This is a genomic window from Bradyrhizobium sp. USDA3010, assembly GCF_056429065.1.
In genome coordinates this window covers 100,000-121,332 of record NZ_JBWJZD010000001.1, presented here as the reverse complement: position 1 = coordinate 121,332, position 21,333 = coordinate 100,000, and the positions used below count along the sequence as shown (strand labels likewise).

Annotated in this window: 13 protein-coding genes; 7 read left to right on the top strand and 6 right to left on the bottom strand. The window is 65.1% G+C overall.

Going from position 1 to position 21,333, the window contains the following annotated elements:
- Positions 1 to 35: 35 nt before the first annotated feature.
- Positions 36 to 7,043 (top strand): hypothetical protein, encoded by a 7,008-nt coding sequence (locus AC066Y_RS00515; RefSeq protein WP_478272195.1) that lies wholly within the window; start codon positions 36 to 38, stop codon positions 7,041 to 7,043.
- Between the two features lie 162 nt (positions 7,044 to 7,205).
- Here AC066Y_RS00515 and AC066Y_RS00510 read toward each other — a convergent pair whose 3' ends face one another.
- A complete protein-coding gene (locus tag AC066Y_RS00510; RefSeq protein ID WP_478272194.1) occupies positions 7,206 to 8,723 on the bottom strand; it encodes a helicase HerA domain-containing protein in 1,518 nt (505 codons plus the stop codon).
- Between the two features lie 508 nt (positions 8,724 to 9,231).
- Between AC066Y_RS00510 and AC066Y_RS00505 the strand changes: the two genes are divergently transcribed.
- Complete coding sequence (locus AC066Y_RS00505; protein ID WP_478272193.1) at positions 9,232 to 10,578, top strand: hypothetical protein; 1,347 nt, start codon at positions 9,232 to 9,234, stop codon at positions 10,576 to 10,578.
- Between the two features lie 2 nt (positions 10,579 to 10,580).
- Positions 10,581 to 11,141, top strand: coding sequence for a hypothetical protein (locus tag AC066Y_RS00500; RefSeq protein ID WP_478272192.1), 561 nt, complete (start codon positions 10,581 to 10,583; stop codon positions 11,139 to 11,141).
- A 39-nt stretch (positions 11,142 to 11,180) separates the two neighbouring features.
- Here the strand turns inward: AC066Y_RS00500 and AC066Y_RS00495 are convergent, their stop codons facing one another.
- The 4 genes from AC066Y_RS00495 to AC066Y_RS00480 form a co-directional block, all read right to left on the bottom strand.
- On the bottom strand, positions 11,181 to 11,891 hold the full coding sequence (locus AC066Y_RS00495) for an alanyl-tRNA editing protein (RefSeq protein ID WP_478272191.1): 711 nt from the start codon (positions 11,889 to 11,891) through the stop codon (positions 11,181 to 11,183).
- A 74-nt stretch (positions 11,892 to 11,965) separates the two neighbouring features.
- On the bottom strand, positions 11,966 to 13,135 hold the full coding sequence (locus AC066Y_RS00490) for an OpgC domain-containing protein (protein ID WP_478272190.1): 1,170 nt from the start codon (positions 13,133 to 13,135) through the stop codon (positions 11,966 to 11,968).
- A gap of 181 nt (positions 13,136 to 13,316) precedes the next feature.
- Positions 13,317 to 13,931 (bottom strand): TetR/AcrR family transcriptional regulator, encoded by a 615-nt coding sequence (locus AC066Y_RS00485; protein ID WP_478272189.1) that lies wholly within the window; start codon positions 13,929 to 13,931, stop codon positions 13,317 to 13,319.
- Positions 13,932 to 14,016: 85 nt separating this feature from the next.
- A complete protein-coding gene (locus tag AC066Y_RS00480) occupies positions 14,017 to 15,189 on the bottom strand; it encodes an acyl-CoA dehydrogenase family protein (protein ID WP_478272188.1) in 1,173 nt (390 codons plus the stop codon).
- 227 nt (positions 15,190 to 15,416) lie between these two features.
- Between AC066Y_RS00480 and AC066Y_RS00475 the strand changes: the two genes are divergently transcribed.
- Entirely contained in the window at positions 15,417 to 16,517 is a 1,101-nt protein-coding gene (locus tag AC066Y_RS00475) for an asparaginase (protein WP_478272187.1), read from the top strand.
- Here AC066Y_RS00475 and AC066Y_RS00470 read toward each other — a convergent pair.
- On the bottom strand, positions 16,496 to 17,173 hold the full coding sequence (locus tag AC066Y_RS00470) for a sigma factor-like helix-turn-helix DNA-binding protein (RefSeq protein ID WP_478272186.1): 678 nt from the start codon (positions 17,171 to 17,173) through the stop codon (positions 16,496 to 16,498). The two genes, AC066Y_RS00475 and AC066Y_RS00470, sit on opposite strands and share 22 nt — an antisense overlap.
- 69 nt (positions 17,174 to 17,242) lie before the next feature.
- Between AC066Y_RS00470 and AC066Y_RS00465 the strand changes: the two genes are divergently transcribed.
- From AC066Y_RS00465 to htpG, 3 genes are all read left to right on the top strand, one after another.
- The gene (locus AC066Y_RS00465; RefSeq protein WP_478272185.1) at positions 17,243 to 18,223 is read left to right on the top strand and encodes an AraC family transcriptional regulator; all 981 of its coding nucleotides are present in this window, start codon (positions 17,243 to 17,245) and stop codon (positions 18,221 to 18,223) included.
- A 61-nt stretch (positions 18,224 to 18,284) separates the two neighbouring features.
- Positions 18,285 to 19,091, top strand: coding sequence for an MBL fold metallo-hydrolase (locus tag AC066Y_RS00460; protein ID WP_478272184.1), 807 nt, complete (start codon positions 18,285 to 18,287; stop codon positions 19,089 to 19,091).
- Between the two features lie 86 nt (positions 19,092 to 19,177).
- Positions 19,178 to 21,040, top strand: a complete 1,863-nt coding sequence (gene htpG / locus AC066Y_RS00455; RefSeq protein WP_478272183.1) for a molecular chaperone HtpG — start codon at positions 19,178 to 19,180, stop codon at positions 21,038 to 21,040.
- Positions 21,041 to 21,333 lie beyond the last annotated feature (293 nt).

Below are 21,333 nucleotides of genomic sequence, written 5' to 3'. Positions count from 1 at the left end.
AGAACTGACCATTTTTTTGGGGGGGGCGCGCTGCCATGAGCACCACTTTTGTAAGCTCGGGTGTTATCAGCTCAGGACTGACCGAAACGGGAGGCAATACGCTCGAGGTCCTCAACGGAGGCTCGGCAACCGTAACAACGCTGTCCGGCGGCCAGCTCCTGGTCGACGCCGGCGGCTACGCGGTAGGGACCACGATTTCCAGCGGCGGCAGTGCCGTCGTCAGCGCGGGCGGCGGGGCCGACCGCTTCGCCGTCTCGAGTGGCGGCACGCTCAACGTGGCGGGGACCGTCAACAGCTTCACCGCGGTGTTCACCGGCGGCGTCGAGAACGTCCAGTCCGGCGGATTGATCAGCGGAGCTAGTGGCTCGGGGACCGGCATTTCCGGCGGCACCGTCAATGTTCTGGCGGGCGGCTCGGCTACATTCCTGTCGGTTTCGAGCGGTGGCGTCTTCAACGTTGCCGGCACGACGCTCAGCATGATCGGGGTCCGTAGCGGCGGTGTCGAAAACGTACTGTCGGGCGGTTTCATTTCGGGGGCGGTCAGCTCAGGCACCGGCGTTTCCGCCGGCGGCATACTGAACGTTTCGGCCGGTGGCTCGGCGGCGTTCGTCGGTGTTTCGAGCGGCGGTACGTTCAACGTTGCCGGTAGTGTGCTCAGCAACACCGCGATCTACGCTGGCGGTATCGAAAACATCCTGTCGGGCGGGTCGATCTCCGGAGCGTCCGGCTCCGGGACCGGCGTTTCGGGCGGTACGTTGAACCTCTCGGCCGGCGGCTCGGCGTCCTACGTCGGCGTCTCGGCCGGTGGTGTCTTCAACGTTGCCGGTACGGTGCTGAGCTCTGTCGGTGTATACAGCGGCGGCGTCGAGAATGTGCTGTCGGGCGGCGTGGTCCAGGGTGTGTCCGGAGGCTTCGGCACCGCGATCTCCGGTGGCACGGTGAACGTACAGTCGGGCGCTACCGCGACCGCAATGTTCGTCTATGCCGGCGGTGCGCTGAACGACAGCGGCACCGTCACCAACCAGTTCGTGCTCAGCGGAGGCGTTGAAACCGTTTCGTCCGGTGGCCTCGCGTCGGGTGTGCAGGTTTCGGGCGGCGGCCTGCTCGACATTCTCGCCGGGGGCTCGGCGACGAATGTCGGCGATGCCGGGCGGGTCATCGTCGAAGCCGGCGCCACCGCCGACCACATCACTGTTTCGAGCGGCGGCGTGCTCAGCGTGGGCGGCACCGTCACCAGCAATACGGCCGTCCTGGCGGGCGGTGTCGAGACCGTGTTGTCGGGCGGACTGATCACCGGCGCCATCAACTCGGGCACCGGCGTTTCCGGTGGCACCCTCAATGTTCTGGCCGGCGGCTCGGCTGCGTTCGTGGCTGTTTCTAGCGGCGGCGTCCTCAATGTGGCCGGCACGTTCCTCAGCATGGGCGGTGTCCGCAGCGGCGGTGTCGAGAACGTATTGTCCGGCGGTCTCATTTCGGGGGCGGTCAGCTCAGGTACCGGTGTTTCCGCCGGCGGCGTACTGAACGTCTTGGCCGGAGGCTCGGCGGCGTTCGTCGGTGTTTCGAGTGGCGGCACGTTCAACGTGGCCGGCACCGTGCTCAGCAATGTCGGTGTCTATGACGGCGGTGTTGAGAATGTTCTCTCGGGTGGCGTTGTCACCGGCGTGACAGGTTCCGGGACCGGCATCTCCGGCGGTACGGTCAACGTATTTGGCGGCGGTGCGCTGGATCACCTGACGGTGTCGAGCGGCACGCTGAATGTCTCCGCCGGCGGCACGGTGCACAACATCACGGTGTCGAACGGCGGCACCATGAATGTCGCAGGCACGATCACCAGCAACACGCTGGTCTCGAGCGGCGGCATCGAGAACGTCTTGTCCGGCGGACTGATCTCCGGAGCCACGGGCTCGGGGACCGGAGTGCTCGGCACATTGAACCTTCTTGCCGGTGGTTCGGCAGTTCACGTCGGTGTGTCGAGTGGCGGCACGTTCAACGTGGCCGGCACGGTGCTCGGCAATGTCGGCGTCTATGACGGCGGCGTTGAGAATGTTCTCGCGGGTGGTGTCGTCACCGGCGTCCCGGGTTCCGGCACGGGCGTGTCCGGCGGCACCGTCAACGTATCTTCCGGCGGTGCACTGGATCACCTGACGGTTTCGAGCGGCACTCTGAATGTCTCGGCCGGTGGTACGGCCCACGACGTGACGGTGTCGAGCGGCAGCCTGAATGTTGCAGGTACGATCATTAGCAACACGCTGGTCTCGAGCGGTGGTATCGAGAACGTCCTGTCCGGCGGGCTCATCTCCGGCGCGTCGAGTGCGGCAACCATCATTTCAGCCGGTGGCATCGTGAACGTTCTGGCCGGTGGTTCGGCTGTGCATGTCGGTGTGTCGAGCGGCGGCACCTTCAATGTCGCGGGCAAGGTGCTGAGCAACACGGGTGTCTACGCCGGCGGCGTCGAGAACGTGTTGTCCGGAGGATCGATCTCCGGAGCGAGCGGATCCGGGACGGGAGTTTCGGGCGGTACGTTGAACCTGTCGGCGGGCGCCACGGCTGCCTTTGTCGGCGTGTCGAGCGGCGGCATCTTCAATGTCGCGGGTACGGTGCTGAGCAATGTCAGCATCAACAGCGGCGGTGTCGAGAACGTGCTGTCCGGTGGACTGATCACCGGCGCCGTCAGTTCGGGCACCGGAGTCAGCGCAGGCGGCGTATTGAACGTGCTGGCCGGCGGCTCGGCGGCTTTCGTCGGCGTCTCGAGCGGCGGCATATTCAATGTGTCGGGTACCGTGCTCAGCCGCGTGGGCGTTTATGCCGGCGGTGTCGAGAACGTCTTCTCGGGTGGTGTCGTCAACGGGGCCGTGGGCTCCGGGACGGCCGTCTCAGGCGGCACGGTCAACGTCTTGTCGGGCGGCGCACTGGACCACCTGTCGGTGTCCAGCGGCGGCGTGTTCAACGTAGCTTCCGGAGCCACGGTGCACGACATCGCGGTGTCGAGCGGTGGCACGTTCAATCTTGCCGGAACGACAACGAGCAACGTCTTCGTGTTTGGAGGAGGTACTGAAATCGTATCTTCGGGCGGCTCCACGGGGCCGGTGACGATTTCGGGCGGCGTGGTCGACTTGCAGGCCGGCAGCGTCGCGAGCGGTGGCATCACCTTCAGCGGGTCCGGCGGGCAGCTCAAGATCGACGGCACGTCTTTGGCCGGCACCACCGTCAGCGGGCTGGTGCTGGGCGACAGCATCGATCTGGCGGGCCTCAGTTTCGTATCCGGCGGGTCGGCGTCCTTGCTTCCGGGCAATCTCCTGCATGTCACGGAGGGAGCTTCCTCGTTCGATGTGCAACTTGATCAGACGCCTGGCGTGCGGTTCAGCGTCGGCGCGGATTCCGGCACCGGCACGCTGGTCACGACGCGTGCCGATATCGCTCCCGTCACGTCAGCGCCCAATGTGCAGGCAACCCTGAACGAGACCTCTGCGCTCGCTTCCAACCTGTTCTCGGTCACCGACGCCGATGGCGATCCCATCACCCAATACGCGTTCTGGGACACCCAAGGTAACGGACACTGGGTCGTCAACGGCGTCGTCCAGGCCACCAATGCCGAGATCGACGTTGCGGCGGCGAACCTGTCGCAGGTGAGCTACGTCTTCGGTCCAAGCGGTTCGACTGATACGCTCTTCGTACGTGCCAATGACGGCACGGTTTGGGGCGGCTGGACCCAATTCACGGCCAAGGCGTTTGTCGACACCCCGCCGACCGTGAACGCAGTCAACGTGACTGCGGCGCACGGCCAGACGTCGATTGCCGCATCGAGCCTGTTCACGGTGAGCGATCCGGACGGCGACACGATGACCCAGTACGCGCTCTGGGACACGGGCGGCAACGGTCATTGGGTGGTGAACGGTGTGGCGCAGGCCGCCAACACCGAGATCGATATTACCGCGGCGCAGTTGTCGCAGGTGAGCTACGTGTTCGGGCCGACAGGATCGGTCCCTGATACGTTGTACATCAAGGCGAACGACGGAACGTTGTGGGGAGGCTGGACCGCGTTCACGGCAACACCGGGGATCGATACCGCTCCGGTCGTTTCGGCCACGAACGTGACGGCCGCCCATGGGCAGACGTCGGCTCTTGCGTCGAGCCTGTTCTCGACCTCGGATGCCGAGAGCGATCCGATCACCCAATATGCGTTCTGGGACACCGGCGGCAATGGCCACTGGGTGGTGAATGGTGTTGCGCAGGCAGCCAACGTCGAGATCGATGTTGCCGCGGCAAACCTGTCGCAGGTCAGCTACGTGTTCGGGCCCGGCGGCTCGATGCCCGATACGCTTTACGTGCGGGCCAACGACGGCAGCCTGTGGGGCGCCTGGAAGTCATTCACGGCGGGACCGGGGGTCGATACCGCTCCGGTCGTGACGGCCGCGAACGTGACAGCCGCCCATGGGCAGGCGTCGGCTCTTGCGTCGAGCCTGTTCTCGACCTCGGATGCCGAGAGCGATCCGATCACGCAGTACGCGTTCTGGGACACCGGCGGCAATGGTCACTGGGTGGTGAATGGTGTCGCCCAGGCCGCCAACGTCGAGATCGATGTTGCCGCGGCGAACCTGTCGCAGGTCAGCTACGTGTTCGGGCCCGGCGGCTCGATGCCCGACACGCTCTACGTGCGGGCCAACGACGGCAGCCTGTGGAGCACCTGGAAGTCATTCACGGCGGGACCGGGGGTCGATACCGCTCCGGTCGTGACGGCCGCGAACGTGACGGCCGCCCATGGGCAGGCGTCGGCGCTCGCCTCGAGCCTGTTCTCGACCTCGGATGCCGAGAGCGATCCGATCACCCAGTATGCATTCTGGGACACCGGCGGAAGTGGCCACTGGGTGGTGAATGGTGTCGCCCAGGCGGCAAACGTCGAGATCGATGTTGCCGCGGCGAATCTTTCGCAGGTCAGCTACGTGTTCGGACCGGGCGGCTCGACGCCCGATACGCTCTACGTGCGGGCTAATGACGGATCGAAGTGGAGCAGCTGGACCGCGTTCACGGCAACACCGGGGATCGATACTGCCCCGGTCGTTACGGCAGCGAACGTGACGGCCGCCCATGGGCAGACGTCGGCGCTCGCCTCGAGCCTGTTCTCGACCTCGGATGCCGAGAGCGATCCGATGACCCAGTATGCGTTCTGGGACACCGGCGGCAATGGCCACTGGGTGGTGAATGGCGTCGCCCAGGCGGCAAACGTCGAGATCGATGTTGCCGCGGCGAATCTTTCGCAGGTCAGCTACGTGTTCGGACCGGGCGGCTCGACGCCCGATGCGCTCTACGTGCGGGCGAATGACGGATCGAAGTGGAGCAGCTGGGCAGCGTTCACGGCAACACCGGGGATCGATACTGCTCCGGTCGTTACGGCAGCGAACGTGGCCGCGGTTCATGGTGAGACGTCGACTCTCGCCTCGAGCCTGTTCTCGACCTCGGATGCCGAGAGCGATCCGATGACCCAGTACGCGTTCTGGGACACCGGCGGCAACGGTCACTGGGTGGTGAATGGTGTCGCCCAGGCGGCCAACACCGAGATCGATGTGTCCGCGGCGAACCTGTCGCAGGTCAGCTACGTGTTCGGTCCCGGCAACTCGACGCCCGACACGCTCTACGTGCGGGCGAACGACGGATCGAAGTGGAGCACCTGGACATCGTTCACGGCAGCACCGGGCCCCGACACGGCTCCGGTCGTGACGGCACCGAACGTGGTCGCGGTTCATGGCGAGGCGTCGACTCTCGCCTCGAGCCTGTTCTCGACCTCGGATGCCGAGAGCGATCCGATCACCCAGTATGCGTTCTGGGACACCGGCGGCAATGGCCACTGGGTGGTGAATGGTGTCGCCCAGGCGGCCAACGCCGAGATCGATGTTGCCGCGGCGAACCTCTCGCAGGTGAGCTACGTGTTTGGTCCCGGCAACGCGACGCCCGATACGCTCTATGTGCGGGCCAATGACGGCAGCATGTGGAGCGCCTGGAAGAGCTTCACGGCAACACCGGGCCCCGACACGGCTCCGGTGGTGACGGCGCCGAACGTCAGTGGCATTCACGGCCATTCGGTGGCGGCCTCGACCCTGTTCTCGACCTCGGATGCCGAGAGCGATCCGATCACGCAGTACGCGTTCTGGGACACCGGCGGCAATGGTCACTGGGTGGTGAATGGCGTCGCCGAGGCGGCCAACGCCGAGATCGATGTTGCCGCAGCGAACCTGTCGCAGGTCAGCTACGTGTTCGGCCCCGGCGGCTCGCCGTCGGATACGCTCTACGTGCGGGCCAATGACGGCAGCGAGTGGAGCAGCTGGAAGGCCTTCACGGCCACCGCAACCAACCAGGCGCCAACGGTCGCGGTCTCGAACGTCGTGACGGTCTCGGGGCAGACCTTTGCTGCTGCGAACCTCGTCACTGCGACGGACGCCGACGGCGATGCCATCACGAAATATGCGCTGTGGGATTCCAACACCAACGGGCGCTGGAACGTTGGCGGAGTGAACCAGCCTGCGAATACCGAGATCGACGTGACGGCGGCACAGCTTGCCCAGGCGACCTATCAGGCCGGCTCGGGTACCGATCAACTCTGGATCCGGGCCAATGACGGCACCGCGTGGGGAGCCTGGCAGTCGTTCAACGTCACGGGAGAGAGCCCGAGCAGCGCCACCATCGTCCCGGGCGGCACCCTGGAATTGACCGGCGGATCGAATGCCGCCGTGACGTTCCAGGGCTCGACGGGGACGCTGAAACTGGACAATTCCGCAAGCTTTGCGGGAACCGTCGCCGGGATGACCGGTTCGGATGCGATCGATTTCGCGAACATCAATTTCGCGAACGTTCACACGCCGACCTTCAGCGGAACCAGTGCGAGCGGCACGCTCACGGTGACGGACGGCACCGTCACGGCGAGTATTATGCTGCTCGGCAACTACATGGCCTCGACCTTCACGACCTCGAGTGATGGCCATGGCGGGACCCTGGTTGTCGATCCGCCGGCGATGCAGGTCAGCCAGCTTGCGCAGCCGCAGCATGCGTGAGGTCTGAAGATAAGGGGCTGCGTGGGCCTGTCGCGGGCCCACCGCAACCAGATACCTCGACCAGCAGAAACAAAAAGGCCCGCCTCCCGGCGGGCCTTTTCGTGTCTTGCGACGCTTGCGGGATTCCATGCAATACCGAATGCTTCGTCGCCCTGCGACTGATTACGCAGTCGAACTGTTGCAGGCTGCTTCCGCCGGCGCCTCGTCGGCATTCGGGTCGGCCGCGGCGGTGGCCCAGGCGAGCTCGACGAGTGTCACGATGCGCCGGCCGGCACCGTCAAGCTGGCAGACGATCAGGCCCTGCTCCTCGATGTAGGTCAGAAGATGCCGGGCGCGGCGCAGCGAGTGCGTGCCATAGGCGCGCGCGATCGCTGCGTCGCTCGGGCAGGGCCAGCCTTCCTTCGCGGCGCGGGCGATCATCATGAAGACGCCCTGCATGTCCTCGGGCAGGATGGCGGCACGCAGCGAGACATCCTGCCACGCGTCGTCCTCCGCCATCTCGGTGCCGAGCCCGGCGCGGGCGCGCGTCAGCATGCGGCGAAAATCGGTCAGCTCCGGCACGACGGCACCGAGACCCTCGATCCGGCAGCGGACCACGAACTCCTGATAGAGCACGCCGATGGCGCGGAAGCCGGCGTCGGGCTCGGCGAGGATCGCGCGCAGGATGCGATCCAGCCGCTCACGCCGCTCGGCCAGCTGCTCGGCGCTCGGCGGCGGCTCCGTGGCTTCGGGATATTGCTCCGGTGCCGGCTGCTTGGCGGCCATCAGCTGGCAGAGCAGGTCGGGCGGCGGTGTCCGGCGCGGCGGCCTGGCCGCCGTTTCAGGTGGCGGCGCGGCCAGGATAATCGCGCGTGCATCCTCGAGCGCTGCTTCAGGCAGTGGCATCAGCCGCGGCGCGGCGTTGCGTGGCTGGGTGTCGGTCGGACCGATGCGCAAGCCCAGTGGGCGGCGGGAGAGTGCGGGTCCCAGCGCCATGAATTGTCCGCGCTCCAGGTCGCGGAACGCCTCCGCCTGCCGCCGCTCCATGCCGAGCAGGTCGGCGGCGCGTGCCATGTCGATGTCGAGGAAGGTCCGGCCCATCAGGAAGTTCGATGCTTCGGCGGCGACATTCTTGGCGAGCTTGGCCAGCCGCTGGGTCGCGATGATCCCGGCAAGCCCGCGCTTGCGGCCGCGGCACATCAGGTTGGTCATTGCGCCGAGCGAGAGCTTGCGCGCCTCGTCGGAAACTTCGCCCGCGATCGCCGGCGCGAACAGCTGCGCCTCGTCCACCACCACCAGCATCGGATACCAGTGGTCGCGGGCGACCTCGAACATGCCGCCGAGGAAGGCCGCGGCGCGCCGCATCTGGTTCTCGGCGTCGAGCCCCTCGAGATTGAGCACGGTGGAGACGCGATGGATGCGCACGCGCTCGCCGGCGACCTGCAGGCTGCGCTCGGTATGGTCCTCGGCATCGATGACGAGGTGACCGAATCGCTCGGCCAACGTAACGAAGTCACCCTCGGGATCGATGATGGTCTGCTGCACCCATGGTGCGCTCTGTTCCAGCAGCCGACGCAGCAGATGGGATTTGCCGGAACCCGAATTGCCCTGCACCAGGAGGCGCGTCGCCAATAGCTCCTCGAGGTCGATGGCCGCCGAAGCGCCGGCCGTCGTTTGTCCCATCTCGATCGCTACGGTCATGTCCCGACTCAAATTGTCATTGCGGCACGCGGCTTAACAAGCCGATCGCGCCCCGTCGAGCGAACCGCGGCATGATCCCCAGGCGCGACCGGGACCTGGACAAGTGTGATGCTCGTTTGACGAGATGATGATTGATCGAGCCACTACAACGTGTTTAATCTGCTTGATGATCTGAACAATCTTTCGCGTCAATTTCGGTTCAGATGCGCGATCCGGCCGGTTCGGACCCGCTTCACATTCAATCAGCCCGTCGAACTCGATGCCTGAGTTCAATTATGACGCATTCATTTCCTACCGCCGGTCCGACGGGATTGCCGTTGCACGGTGGCTGAGACGCGCGCTTGTCGGCTTTCGTCTTCCGGCCGCGCTGCGCGACGTCTATGGCCGGAAGCTGCGCGTCTATCTCGATTCGGCTTATGAGCGGGGCACCAGCGACTTCTACCAGCAAAGCATCAGGCCGGCGCTGCTGTCCTCGCGATACCTCATTGTCGTCGCGACGCCGAGCGCGATGCGGCGCCCGGGAGGTGTCGAGGACTGGATCGAGCGCGAGATCCGGGATTTCGCCACGGGCCCCGGTGCGGGTAACGTCATCGTCGCCCGAGGCGCGGGCGATTTCGACGGACCGCTGCCCGGCGGCTTGAAGGAAACGTTCCCGAATATCGAGATCGTCGACTTGAGAGGCGCGGGACGATTCTGGTTCCTGAGCTTCTCACGGGTCGTCCGCCTGAGCGCGGAAAAGCTGAAGATCGTCGCGCCCCTGTTCAACATCCCGCCCGACGAGATGCCACGGCTCCGGCAGGAAGAGGAGAAGCGGCAGCAGACGCAGTTGGGCGCCGTCGCGGGCGCGACGCTTGGAACACTGGTCGCAGTGGGCAGTCTCAGCGTGGTCGCCCTGATCAACCAGCACAAGGCGATCCGTGCCAATGACGACAGCATGTTCGCGGCATCCAGCATGGTTGAGGAGGCGGTCAATCTGAGCGCCGGTGATGCTTCCACTTCGCGGACACGCCGGCTCATCATCGGCCGCGGTTGCGATCTGCTCGACAAGGCGGATCAAGGGACGACGAACGATCCCCCGATCAACGGGGTTGTAACCTGCCGCCTCGAGCGCGGAGCCCACCGCGAGGCACTGCACGAAGACAAGGAGGCGCGCAAGGAATTCAGCGACGCCATCGAACGCGCGGCGCTGAGTCATCAGAGCCGTGCGCGCGTTGATGCGGCATTGGCTCTCCTGCAGGCACGCCAAGCCTATGCCGAGTACCTGATGCGGCAGAAAGATTCGGATGGCGCCAGCCACGCATATGCCGATCTGCTCGAGGACGCCCGGCGGCTCGGCAAGGAGCATGATGGGCGCGCGCAAATTGTCCGGTTCGAGGCCGAGGCGCAGGGCCAGACCGGCGACCTGCACGCTGCCGCAAATCGCCGCCAGGAGGCGGCCGACAGCTATTCCGCCGGTGCCGACGCGCTGAAGCGCTTGCTCGACGCCCGCAGGTCCGACGGTCGCACCGAGGATGATCAGGTCGTCGCATGGCGGGTGCGCCTGTTCCGGCTGGCGGGCCAGCAATATGTCACGCTTGATCGGCCGGATCCTGCCGCCGAGCAGTTCAAGCTTGCTGTCGGTGCCGGCGCATCCGACGACGGCAAGCCCGCCGACGCATCCGTCGCGTATGAGGTGGCTATCGCCCAGGCCTACACGCTCCTGATTGAGCGCAAGCGCGGAAATGCCGCCGCTGCCGCGGATGCCAAACAGGGGGCCCTCAACAGCGTCGACGCGATCGCAGCTTCCGATGCGGAGGCTGGCCTCAAGCGGCTCGCCGCCGATCTCAAGCGCTGGATCGAACAGCAGGGGAATTGAGGGTGGACATCTCCGGCAGCGCGCGCCTTGTGACCGCAACGCTGGCATCGTTCGTCGTGAGCGCGGCTGTGCTCGGCGGCGCCGGATATTCAGCGTCGCGTATCCTGGTCGCGCCGCCGCGGGACGTGTTCCGAGCCGCGGCGTTTGACATGGAGCTGGCGCGCGGCTGGTGGTGCGAACAGGACGACAGTGAATTTGTCTGCTCGCCGCCCGGCAAGCCTCCCCATGCGGCCATCGCGATCATCGCGATGAAGGAGCGCAATTCGCAGGACAATCTGCAGGCCTACGAGGACCACCTGAAGCAGCGGCAAAGGATCGGAGACGAAGCGACCGGCAAGCTGTCCGACGTCCGCTCTGTTGGACGCACGATGATTGGTTCGCACGAATGGGTCGAGGCGCTGCATTCCGGTTCGGAACTACCCAATTTCGACACCTACTATCTCGCCACCAACACATCAGAGCTCGGTATCCTCGTCACTCTGTCGGTGCACAAGGACTACGCCGACAAGTATGTCGCCGAACTCAAGCAAATGATCACAACGCTCAAGATCTATCAAAAGTGAGACACGCCGCGCTCCGGCCACGCGGCTTGGGAGAGGTGGTCAGACCGCAACCTTGATCCGGCGGTTCTGGCGGCCCTTGTTGTCGATCTTGACGATGCGCGCGGGGCGGGCCTGCCCGGTCGACGTCAGATGGGTGCCGCCGCAGGCCTGCCGGTCGAGACCGAGGATCTCGACGATTCGGACAAGGCCATCCGCCCCGACCGGCGGAGCGACGGCCTTGCTGCGAAACAATCCGGGTGTGGCCTCTGCTTCGGTATGCGCCATGAAGGCGGCGCTCACCGGAAGGTCCTGCCGGATGATGTCGTTCAGCGGTGCCTCGAGCGCCCGCAGTCGTTCATTGTTGGCGCCGGGCAGATCGAAATCGACCCGGAAGCTGCCGTCGGCATTGAGTTGCGCCCCGGTCAGAAGCGCGCCGCCGAACTGCGTATAGACCAGCGCGTTGACGACGTGGGCGAGCGTGTGCAGTTCGCACATCAGCGCGCGAAATGCCGGCTCGACTTCGAGCATCACCTTGCCGGAGATCAGGCCGTCGCAGGGGACCATGTGCCAGAGGCCGCGTTCGTCACGCGCGAGGGCGGTCACCGGCAGCACGCCGCCGGACCATCTCAGAACCCCGCGGTCGGCAAGCTGTCCGCCGCCGCCCGGAAAGAACGGCGAGTGTTCGAGCAGGATGGCTCCGGGCCGCGCGTCGAGCACGTCGGCTTCGAGCTGCAGGATGTCGGGATGGTCGTGAGTAAAGGCGCGGGACATCCCGTCACTCCAAAGCGTTTTCGAGCGAAGCGGATACTGGTTCGTGTGAAGAAAGCACTTTGCGCACCGGCCGGCTATTCCGCCGGCTTCGCGGCCGCCGACGCCTGCGCAGCCACGGCCGGCTTCGGCGCCTTGTCGACCTTCTTCGACCAGGAGCGGTAATAGGCGAGCACGGTCATCAGCACGATGCCGATCGCGCTGACCAGGATCTGGATCCAGAGGCTGCCGGAGACCTCGACCAGCACCACATGCGCGACCACGGCAAGGAACACGCCCGAGCAGAACACCTCGAGCGACTGCTGGCCGCATTTGATGATCGGCTGGAACAGCGGCCATTCATATCCGGACCATTCGCGCGGCAGGAAGCGTGTGACGAAGAAGGCCAGCACCACGAAGTGCAGCACGCGATAGGGCGCGAGGTTGGTCTTGTCGTTCGGGTTGAAGGCGTCATAGAGCCAGGCCGGCATCGCCTGGCCCAGCTCCGGGAAACGGCCCGCCAGCGTCATGACCAGCGCGAACAACAGATAGGCGCCGCCGAGCCACAGGAAGGCGCGCGAGCGGATGAATGTGATCGATTCGCTGGCGCCGCCGAGCGCAAACCAGCCGCCGAACACGAACAGGAACTGCCAGCAGAACGGGTTGAAGTACCATGAGCCGCCTGGATAGGCCGGCAGATTCCAGCCGAAATGCCGTGCGGCGAGATAGAGCAGGAACGAGGCTGCCAGCGTCAGATTGAGCTTCCGCAGCATCGCCCACAGCACCAGCGGATAGACCAGCATCAGCGCGATGTAGAGCGGCAGCACGTCCATGTTGACCGGTTTGAACGCCAGCAGCAGGCCTTGATAGAGCGTCTCGGCCGGGTTCTGCATGAAGCCCGCGACGTTGAATTCGTTCTCGAGATTGGGGTCGTGATAGCGCTGCGCGAGATAACCGATCTCGGCGATGTAGATCACGAACAGCAGGACATGCGCGACATAGATCTGCCAGGCCCGCTTGATCAGCCGGGTGGCGCCGATCACGGTGCCGCGCTCCAGCATCATGCGCGCATAGACAAAGGACGCGGTGTAGCCGGAGATGAAGACGAACAGATCGGCCGCGTCGCTGAAGCCGAAATTCTTCTGCGTGATCCAGTTCACGGCGTTGTTCGGGATGTGATCGAGATAGATCGCCCAGTTGGCGAAGCCGCGCAGCAGATCGAGGCGATAGTCGCGGCCACGCGGCGGCAGAACAGCCTTGACGTCCATCGATTCGCTCCATCCCCAGTGCCCGCGAGTCCAACCGCGGGTCGCCCATGGCATCATACTAGAACAGGATTTCGACGGTTGTGTATTGGTTTCTGGGAAAGGATCATCTCACGACAGGACAAACAGCGCTGAATTTGGGTCAAATCATCCGCGCGGCCGAAGCCAGGGCCGCGCACCGGCGCTAACGCTGAACGAACCCGTTGTGCAGTGTGGTGAACAGCGTCTTGCCCTTCTTCACCAGATCGTATTTGCGGCCATAGAGCAGCCACACCGCGGTCAGGTGGCACATGCCGCCCATCATCAGCGACATCGCGGTGTAGGGGTCGAGGTTGCGGCGATAGGTGCCGGCGCGGATCGCCTGCTTGATCAGCTGCACGTAGCGCCGCGCATATTTGTCGACCGCCTTCTTGACCCGCGGCTCGGCGGCAAGGACGCTCGGCCATATCTCCAGGAAGAACACGCGGCCCCAGCTCGGGTTGTCCTTGATGTACTGGAAGTTGGTCAGGAAGATGATGCGAAGCTGCTCGACGGGATCGCCGCCCTTCACCAGCAGCGGCTCGGTCTTCTGATACAGCGCTTCGAAATTGCCCTCGGGCACATCCAGCACCAGCGCGCGCTTGTTTTCGAAATAATCATAGATGCTGGAGAGCGGTACTTTCGCCGCCGCGGCGACCTCGGTGAGCGAGGTGCCGTCGATGCCCCGCTGGCCGAACAGCTTCGTCGCTGCCGAAAGAATCTGCTCGCGCCGATCGCGACTGCGTTGTTGCTTGAGCTTGAGCGTCGTCCCCGAAGCCACTTCCTTCTCCCATCCCGCAAAAACAGTAAGACAGCGAAAGTGGATCACCAAGACCTATTGCAACATAAAGTGGAAGAGGCCGTTGTCAGATTGACGCGTTCCGCCGTTGATGATTGCGGAACGCGTTGCGGGCGATGATCTGCCGCATGATCTCGGATGTGCCATCCAGAATGCGGACCACCCGCGTTTCCCGCCAGATGCGCTCGATCGGCAGATCCCTGGAATAACCGGCACCACCGAATAGCTGCATGGTCATGTCGGCCATCCGCTGCACCATGTCGGCGCCGGTATATTTGGACAGTGCCGCCGCGGCGGTGCGGGCGGCGGCGTCGCCCTGATCGTAGCGCCAGGCTGCCTCATAGGCGACCAGGCGTGCGGCATGCAGCGCGCTCGCCATGTCGGCGATCTGCCACTCGATGCCTTGATGGTCGCGCAGCTTGCGTCCGAACGTCTCGCGCGCCGAGACATGGTCGAGCGCGTAGTCCAGCAGCTGGCTCGCCGCGCCGACGCAATAGGCGCCCCAATGCGTGCGTCCGGCATCCAGGCACCGCATCGCGATGGCAAATCCTTCGCCCTCCTGGCCGAGCAGGTTCTCGCGCGGAACGTGGCAGTCTTCGAAGATCACCTCGGCATGCGCCGAGCCGCGGCCGGCGGCCATCTCGACCAGGCGGCCGATGGAGAGGCCCGACGTCTTCGCGTCCACGACAAACGCCGCGATGCCCTTCGCGCCCGCCGACGGGTCGAGTGTGGCGAACACCGTGAAGACGCCGGCGACCGGCGCATTGGTGATGTAGGTCTTGCTGCCGTCGAGCACGTAATGATCGCCGTCCCGCCGCGCCGTGGTCTGGATGCGGGCGGCATCCGATCCGGCGTTCGGCTCGGTCAGCGCAAAGGCGCCGATCATTCGTCCACTGGCGAGTTCGGGCAGATACCGGTCGCGAACCGGGGGTTGCGCAAAGAACTCGATCGCCTTCGATCCGATGTGAACGTTGACCCCGCTCAGATAGTAGAACGCGGTGTGCGCCTTCGCGAGCTCCTCGATCGCGAGGCAGCTGCCGAGCATCGAGAGGCCGAGCCCGCCGAATTGCTTCGGCGTGTTGGTGCCGAACAATCCCATCCTGCGCAGGCCGGCCATCGCGCTCTCCGGCACCTCGCCGGTTGCCTCGATCGCGGCATCGTGGGGCTTGAGCTCGCTGCGCACAAATTCGCGGATCCTGCCTTGCAGAGCGCGGAGATCGTCGGGAAGCTCGAAATGCATGGCGGGCCCATATTTCGAATAATCTTCGAAAAAATGTGCGCCGCCATTCCGGCGGTGTCAACATTTCGCAGGAGCGCCGGCGAACAAGGCGGTGTGAGCAGGGTACGGGGTGAGAGCGGCCGGGAAGGTCGGAATGCTGTCCCCGATACTTTCCGCCGCAAGTTTGTCCATTTCTTGCGCGATAAAACCACGAGTTGTGGTTAGGCAATCTGTCGCTGGGGGAAGAAATGACGCTGCACTTGTTCCGATCGGCTCGTTCCGCGCGCACCATCGTCGGCCTTGCCGCAGCCCTCTTGATCGGGCTTGCGTCGCCGGCCATTGCTCAGCAGTCCCCCGCCGGCAGCGCGCTGGCCCGCGTGCTCGTGCTCGGCACCGGCGGCACCATCGCGGGCCAGGCCAATGCACGCGCCGGCAATGCCTATGATTCGGGCAAGGTCAGCGCGGCGAACCTGATCGCCGCCATTCCGGGCATCGACAAACTCGCCCAGATCTCGGCCGAGCAGATCTCGTCGATCGGCTCGCAGGACATGAACGACAAGGTCTGGTTCGACCTCGTCAAGCGCATCCGAACCGCGATCGACAACAAGGAAGTCGACGGCATCGTCATCACGCACGGCACCGACACGATGGAGGAGACGGCGTTCTTCCTGCAAAGCGTGCTGGACACCGACATGCCGGTCGTGCTGGTCGGATCGATGCGGCCTTCGACCGCGATCGGCGCCGATGGCCCGGCCAATCTCTACGAGGCGATGCGGGTCGCGTCGGCGCCGGAATCCCGCGGCCGCGGCGTGCTGGTGGTGCTTGACGACACCATCCATGCCGCGCGCTGGGTGCAGAAGACCAATACCACCAGCGTCGAGACGTTCCGCTCGCCCGATGCCGGTCCGGTCGGTTATGTCGACACCGGCTCGCTCCGCTACCTGCAGCCGGTCGCACCAGCCAAACGTGCCGGGCTGAAGCTGCCGGATGCGCCGCCCTTGCCGCGGGTCGACATCATCTATTCGCACGCCAACATGGATGCGGCGGAGGTCGAGGATGCGGTCAAGCGCGGCGCCAAGGGCATCGTGCTGGCCGGCGTCGGTGATGGCAATTCATCAAAGGGCGCGATCGATGCGCTGGCGGCCGCGGCGAAGCAGGGTGTAGTCGTGGTGCGTTCCACTCGGGTTGGCTCGGGCTATGTCAATCGCAACGTCGAAGTCGAGGACGACAAGCTCGGCTTCGCGGTCTCGCTCGATCTCAATCCGCAGAAGGCGCGCCTGCTGCTCCAACTCCTGATCGCCAACGGCGTCACCGAGTCCTCGGCGGTTCAACAGGCGTTCGGGCGGTAGACCGTCAGTTTTGACGCACCGCCCGCGGGTCTCGCCGCCTCCGGTTCCGCCGACGCTTGCCCTGCTCGCCGCGCCGCGAGCAGCAGGTCGCGCGCTTCCGCGATGCGCGACATCACGGTGGTGACGGGAACGCCGGTGACCTCGGCGATCTCCTTGTAGGAGAGATGGATCATTTCGCGCAGTGCGATGACCTCGCCGAACGGCGCGGGCAGGTCGTCGACGAGTTGCCGGATTGTCGGCGAAGCGCGCCGGCCGAACGTTTCCTTGTTGCCGGCCTCGTCCGTCGGCGAGCCGCGGCGGACGAGCATCTCGCCAAGTTTTTCCTGGCAGACGGTTTTGAGGATCGCGAGCAGCCACGGCCTGATGGCGGTGCCACGAAAGCCGTCGAACTGGCACAGCGCGCGCAGATAGCAGTCCTGCACGGCCTGTTCGGCGTCCGCATCGGTTCGCATCAGGATCCGGGCGAACGCATAGGCATCGTCGAGCCAGGGCAACGTGGCATCCCGAAACTGCTGCGCCGTTTTATTCCCGGCTTTCGCACTACGCATCATAGGGTTGCATCTCGTGAATGGGTTTACCGTCAATCGGCGGAGTGGTATCAGGCTCCCCGCCGGAATCGTGGACCGTCGCGCCAAGCGTAGGGACAGGAACGACATGCGCGTATCGGGCAGCAGGCGCTCGATCGTGTCAGCGTCGTGATCGATCGGGCGTTCGGAGCACGGATCATGTCCGAGACACAGGTGCCCAACCGCTTCTCGATCTTCCATCATGGGCTGGCGAAAGGGCCGGCCTATGAGGCCTGGCGCGAGGGCATCTGCCGCGGCTTCTGCCGGCTCGACGTCGGACCGACCGACGACAACTGCATCGATTGCCATAACGAATTCACGCTGCTGCATACGGTCGCCATCGCGACGCCACACGGCGGCTCGGCCCGTTTTGCCCGCACCCGCGCGCTTCTGAGCGACGGCTGCGACGATTTGGTGCTGATCTTCGCGACCCGCGGCAGGGTGCAGGTCACACAAGGCAGCACGGCGATCGAGCTCAAGCGCGGCCAGATGTGCCTCACCGAAATGAACATCGTCGGCACCGCCGATCTCACCCGGTCCGGCAGCTTTACGACGACGCGGTTTCCGCGGCGCCTCTTGCTCCAGGTCACCCCCATGGCGGAGACCCAGCTGGCGCGCGCGCTTGGGCGGGAGCCGGCCTTGAGCGCGATGATCGCGCGCTATTCGGCGCTTTGCACCGAACTTGCCGGCGATCTGGATGTGCCGGGCCAGCAGGCGGCGGCGCATCATCTGGCCGATCTTGTCGGCCTCGTGCTCGGCAGCAGCGCCGAGACAAAGGAGCTCGCCGCACGGAACGGCGTGGCGAAAGCGCGGCTCGATCTGATGAAGGCCGATGTCCTGAAGAACCTCGACAATGGCGGGCTCACGATCGAGGCCATAGCAAAGGCGAACGCGCTGAGCACGCGCCAGGCGCAACGCCTGTTCGCGGCCGAAGGGACCACGTTCTCGGAATATGTCCTCGAGCAGCGCCTGCTGCTGGCGCGCCGGCTGCTGCTGCACGCGCAGGGCGCCGACCGCAAGGTCAGCGACATCGCCTATACGGTCGGCTTCAACGATCTGTCCTATTTCCATCGCGCGTTCCGCCGCAAGTTCGGCGCAGCGCCGGCGGAGATGCAGATGGAACTGGGGCGCCGGCATTGAACGCGTTGCGCTGCTGACGTAGATCAGGGGGATCAGCTTCACCCCAACGCGTGTAGTCCCAATGCCCCTCTGGACTTGCGAACAATGCGGCGCGCAATTTCCTGAAGCCGCGACGCCGCCACCGTCCTGCCCGATCTGCGAGGACGAGCGGCAATATGTGAACTGGAAGGGACAGGTCTGGCTGACGCGCGAGGAGCTCGCGCAGCGGCATCGGCTGGTCTGGCGGGACGATCTTGGCCTCGTCGGACTGGCGCTGGAGCCATCCTTTGCGATCGGGCAGCGTGCGCTCTTGGTGCCCGACCGCGGCGGCTGCGTGATGTGGGACTGCGTGCCGCTGGCAACGTCTGATGCGATCGCGCATGTCAGGTCGCTCGGCGGGCTGAAGGCGATCGCGATCTCGCACCCGCATTATTACGGCGCGGTCGCTGACTGGAGCGCGGCGTTCGACGATGCGCCGGTCTATCTGCACGGCGACGATGCGCAATGGGTGACGCGGCCCTATCGGTCGATCGTGCCGTGGCAAGGCGACAGCCATCGCATCTCCGACGACATTCTCCTGGTGCGTGCCGGAGGCCATTTCGCCGGCGCCACCATGCTGCATTGGCGCAAGGGGGCGGACGGGCGCGGCGCGCTCCTGACCGGCGACATCGCGATGGTGGCGATGGACCGAAGCTCGGTCAGCTTCATGTACTCCTACCCGAACTACATCCCGCTCAACGCTTCAGCAGTCCGCCGCATCGCGCGCACGGTCGAGCCGCTGGCGTATGATCGGATCTACGGCGCCTGGTGGGGCAAGAACATCGCAACCGATGCCAAGGCGGCGTTCGACCGTTCCGTCACGCGCTATCTCGCTGCGATCTCGGGCTGACGGTTTCCCCCGCTCGTCTTGCCACGCGGCGCGATCGCGCTATATCAGGGCTTTCCCTCCACTTACCGTTTGTCCGAGTTTCCCGCATGACCACAATCGCCGCCGCCGAATCCCAGCCGTTCCAGGCCGAGGTTGCCGAATTGCTGCACCTGATGGTGCATTCGGTCTATTCCGAGACAGATATCTTCCTGCGTGAACTGATCTCGAACGCATCCGACGCCTGCGACAAGTTGCGCTACGAGGCGATCGCCAATCCCGGCCTGATCACCGACGGCACGCCGCCGGAGATCAGGATCGTCCCGAACAAGGCGGCCGATACGCTGTCCGTGGTCGATACCGGCATCGGCATGGAGCGTCAGGAGCTGATCGACAATCTCGGCACCATCGCGCGCTCCGGCACCAGATCGTTCCTGTCGAAACTGACCGAAGCCAAGGACGGCGCCAACCTGATCGGCCAGTTCGGTGTCGGCTTCTATGCCGCCTTCATGGTCGCCGAGAAGATCGTCGTCACCAGCCGCCGTGCCGGCTCTGACGAGGTCTGGGTATGGTCGTCGGAAGGCGGCAGCGGTTTCGAGATCGCGCCGGCGAGCGATGAGGCCGCCAGCCGCGTCACGCGCGGCACCGAGATCGTGCTGCATCTGAAGAAGGACGCCGCCAAATATCTCGAGGCTTACGAGATCGAGCGCATCGTCCGCGAATATTCCGACAACATCCAGTTTCCGATCCTCTTGGTGCCGGAGGAGGGCGAGCCGCGCCAGATCAACTCGGCGAGTGCGCTGTGGCAGCGCTCGAAATCCGAGCTGACGCCTGAAGACTACGCCCAGGCCTACAAGCAGATCGCGGGCGCGTTCGACGAGCCGGCGATGACGCTGCATTACCGCGCCGAGGGCCGCCAGTCCTACGCCGTGCTGCTGTTCGCGCCGTCGCAAAAGCCGTTCGACCTGTTCCAGGTCGAGCGCAAGGGCAAGGTCAAGCTCTATGTCCGCCGCGTCTTCATCGCCGACGATGCCGAGCTGCTGCCGGCGTACTTGCGCTTCATCCGCGGCGTGATCGACAGCGAGGACCTGCCGCTCAACATCTCGCGCGAGATGCTGCAGAACAATCCGCAACTCGCCCAGATCCGCAAGGCCGTCACGAGCCGCGTGATCGGCGAATTGGAAACGCTCGGCGAGAAGGAGCCGGAGACTTTTATAAAGATCTGGGACGCATTCGGGCCGGTCATCAAGGAAGGTCTATGGGAGGATTTCGAGCGCCGCGAGAAGCTCCTGGCGCTGGCGCGCTTCACCACGACGTCGGGCGAGAAGCGCTCGCTGAAGCAGATTGTCGACGACTTCAAGCCGAACCAGACCGAGATCTATTATCTGGTCGGCGACAGCGTCGAGCGGCTGAAGTCGAACCCGAAGCTGGAATCGGCGCGCGCCCGCGGCATCGAGGTGCTGCTGCTGACCGATCCGGTCGATGCGTTCTGGACCTCGGCGCCGCTCGAGTTCGGCGGCAAGCCGCTGAAGTCGCTGAGCCAGGGCGACGTCGATTTCGGCCTGATCCCGCTGGTCGACGACAAGCAGGACAAGAAGGACGAGCCCGCTGCCGATGCCGCGACCACGATCGCCGTAATCAAGGACGCGCTCGGCGCGCGCGTCTCCGATGTCCGCGCCTCGCAGCGGCTGACCGCGAGCGCATCGTGCCTCGTCGCCGGCGGCGACGCGCGCGACCGCGCGCTAGAGCGGCTCCTCGCCCAGCAGAACCGCGGCGAGATCACCAAGCCGATCCTCGAGATCAATTTGCGCCATCCGCTGGTCGCAGCGCTCGCGACCGACACCGCGCAGGCGAAGGATCTGTCGCTCCTGCTGTTCGAGCAGGCGCAGATCCTCGACGGCGAGATGCCCGACGATCCGGCCGCCTTTGCCAGCCGCATGAACCAACTCGTGCTGCGGGGATTGGGGAAGTAGGGGCACTCGTAGCCCTCTTATCCCGTCATCCTGAGGAGCGCGCTCTTGCGCGCGTCTCGAAGGATGCATGGCCGAGCTGTTGCAGTGAGGCCGTGCATGCTTCGAGACGGCCGCTGCGCGGCCTCCTCAGCATGACGGGACTGGCAGTTCGTAGCCCGGATGAAGCGCAGCGCAATCCGGGGGCACTTCAACCGCCGAGGAAGATCCCGGATTTCGCTGCGCTTCATCCGGGCTACGCATTTGCGAGAATGGCAAGGCTGTTCGGCGCCTCACCCCGGCGCTTGACAGCCCGC

What these genes read in the sequence shown, in the direction of transcription:
- AC066Y_RS00515 (WP_478272195.1), top strand. Translation starts at nt 36, where the DNA reads ATGAGCACCACTTTTGTAAGCTCGGGTGTTATCAGCTCAGGACTGACC.
- AC066Y_RS00510 (WP_478272194.1), bottom strand. Translation starts at nt 8,723, where the DNA reads ATGACCGTAGCGATCGAGATGGGACAAACGACGGCCGGCGCTTCGGCG.
- AC066Y_RS00505 (WP_478272193.1), top strand. Translation starts at nt 9,232, where the DNA reads ATGCGGCGCCCGGGAGGTGTCGAGGACTGGATCGAGCGCGAGATCCGG.
- AC066Y_RS00495 (WP_478272191.1), bottom strand. Translation starts at nt 11,891, where the DNA reads ATGTCCCGCGCCTTTACTCACGACCATCCCGACATCCTGCAGCTCGAA.
- AC066Y_RS00490 (WP_478272190.1), bottom strand. Translation starts at nt 13,135, where the DNA reads ATGGACGTCAAGGCTGTTCTGCCGCCGCGTGGCCGCGACTATCGCCTC.
- AC066Y_RS00480 (WP_478272188.1), bottom strand. Translation starts at nt 15,189, where the DNA reads ATGCATTTCGAGCTTCCCGACGATCTCCGCGCTCTGCAAGGCAGGATC.
- AC066Y_RS00475 (WP_478272187.1), top strand. Translation starts at nt 15,417, where the DNA reads ATGACGCTGCACTTGTTCCGATCGGCTCGTTCCGCGCGCACCATCGTC.
- AC066Y_RS00470 (WP_478272186.1), bottom strand. Translation starts at nt 17,173, where the DNA reads ATGTCGTTCCTGTCCCTACGCTTGGCGCGACGGTCCACGATTCCGGCG.
- AC066Y_RS00465 (WP_478272185.1), top strand. Translation starts at nt 17,243, where the DNA reads ATGTCCGAGACACAGGTGCCCAACCGCTTCTCGATCTTCCATCATGGG.
- AC066Y_RS00460 (WP_478272184.1), top strand. Translation starts at nt 18,285, where the DNA reads ATGCCCCTCTGGACTTGCGAACAATGCGGCGCGCAATTTCCTGAAGCC.
- htpG (WP_478272183.1), top strand. Translation starts at nt 19,178, where the DNA reads ATGACCACAATCGCCGCCGCCGAATCCCAGCCGTTCCAGGCCGAGGTT.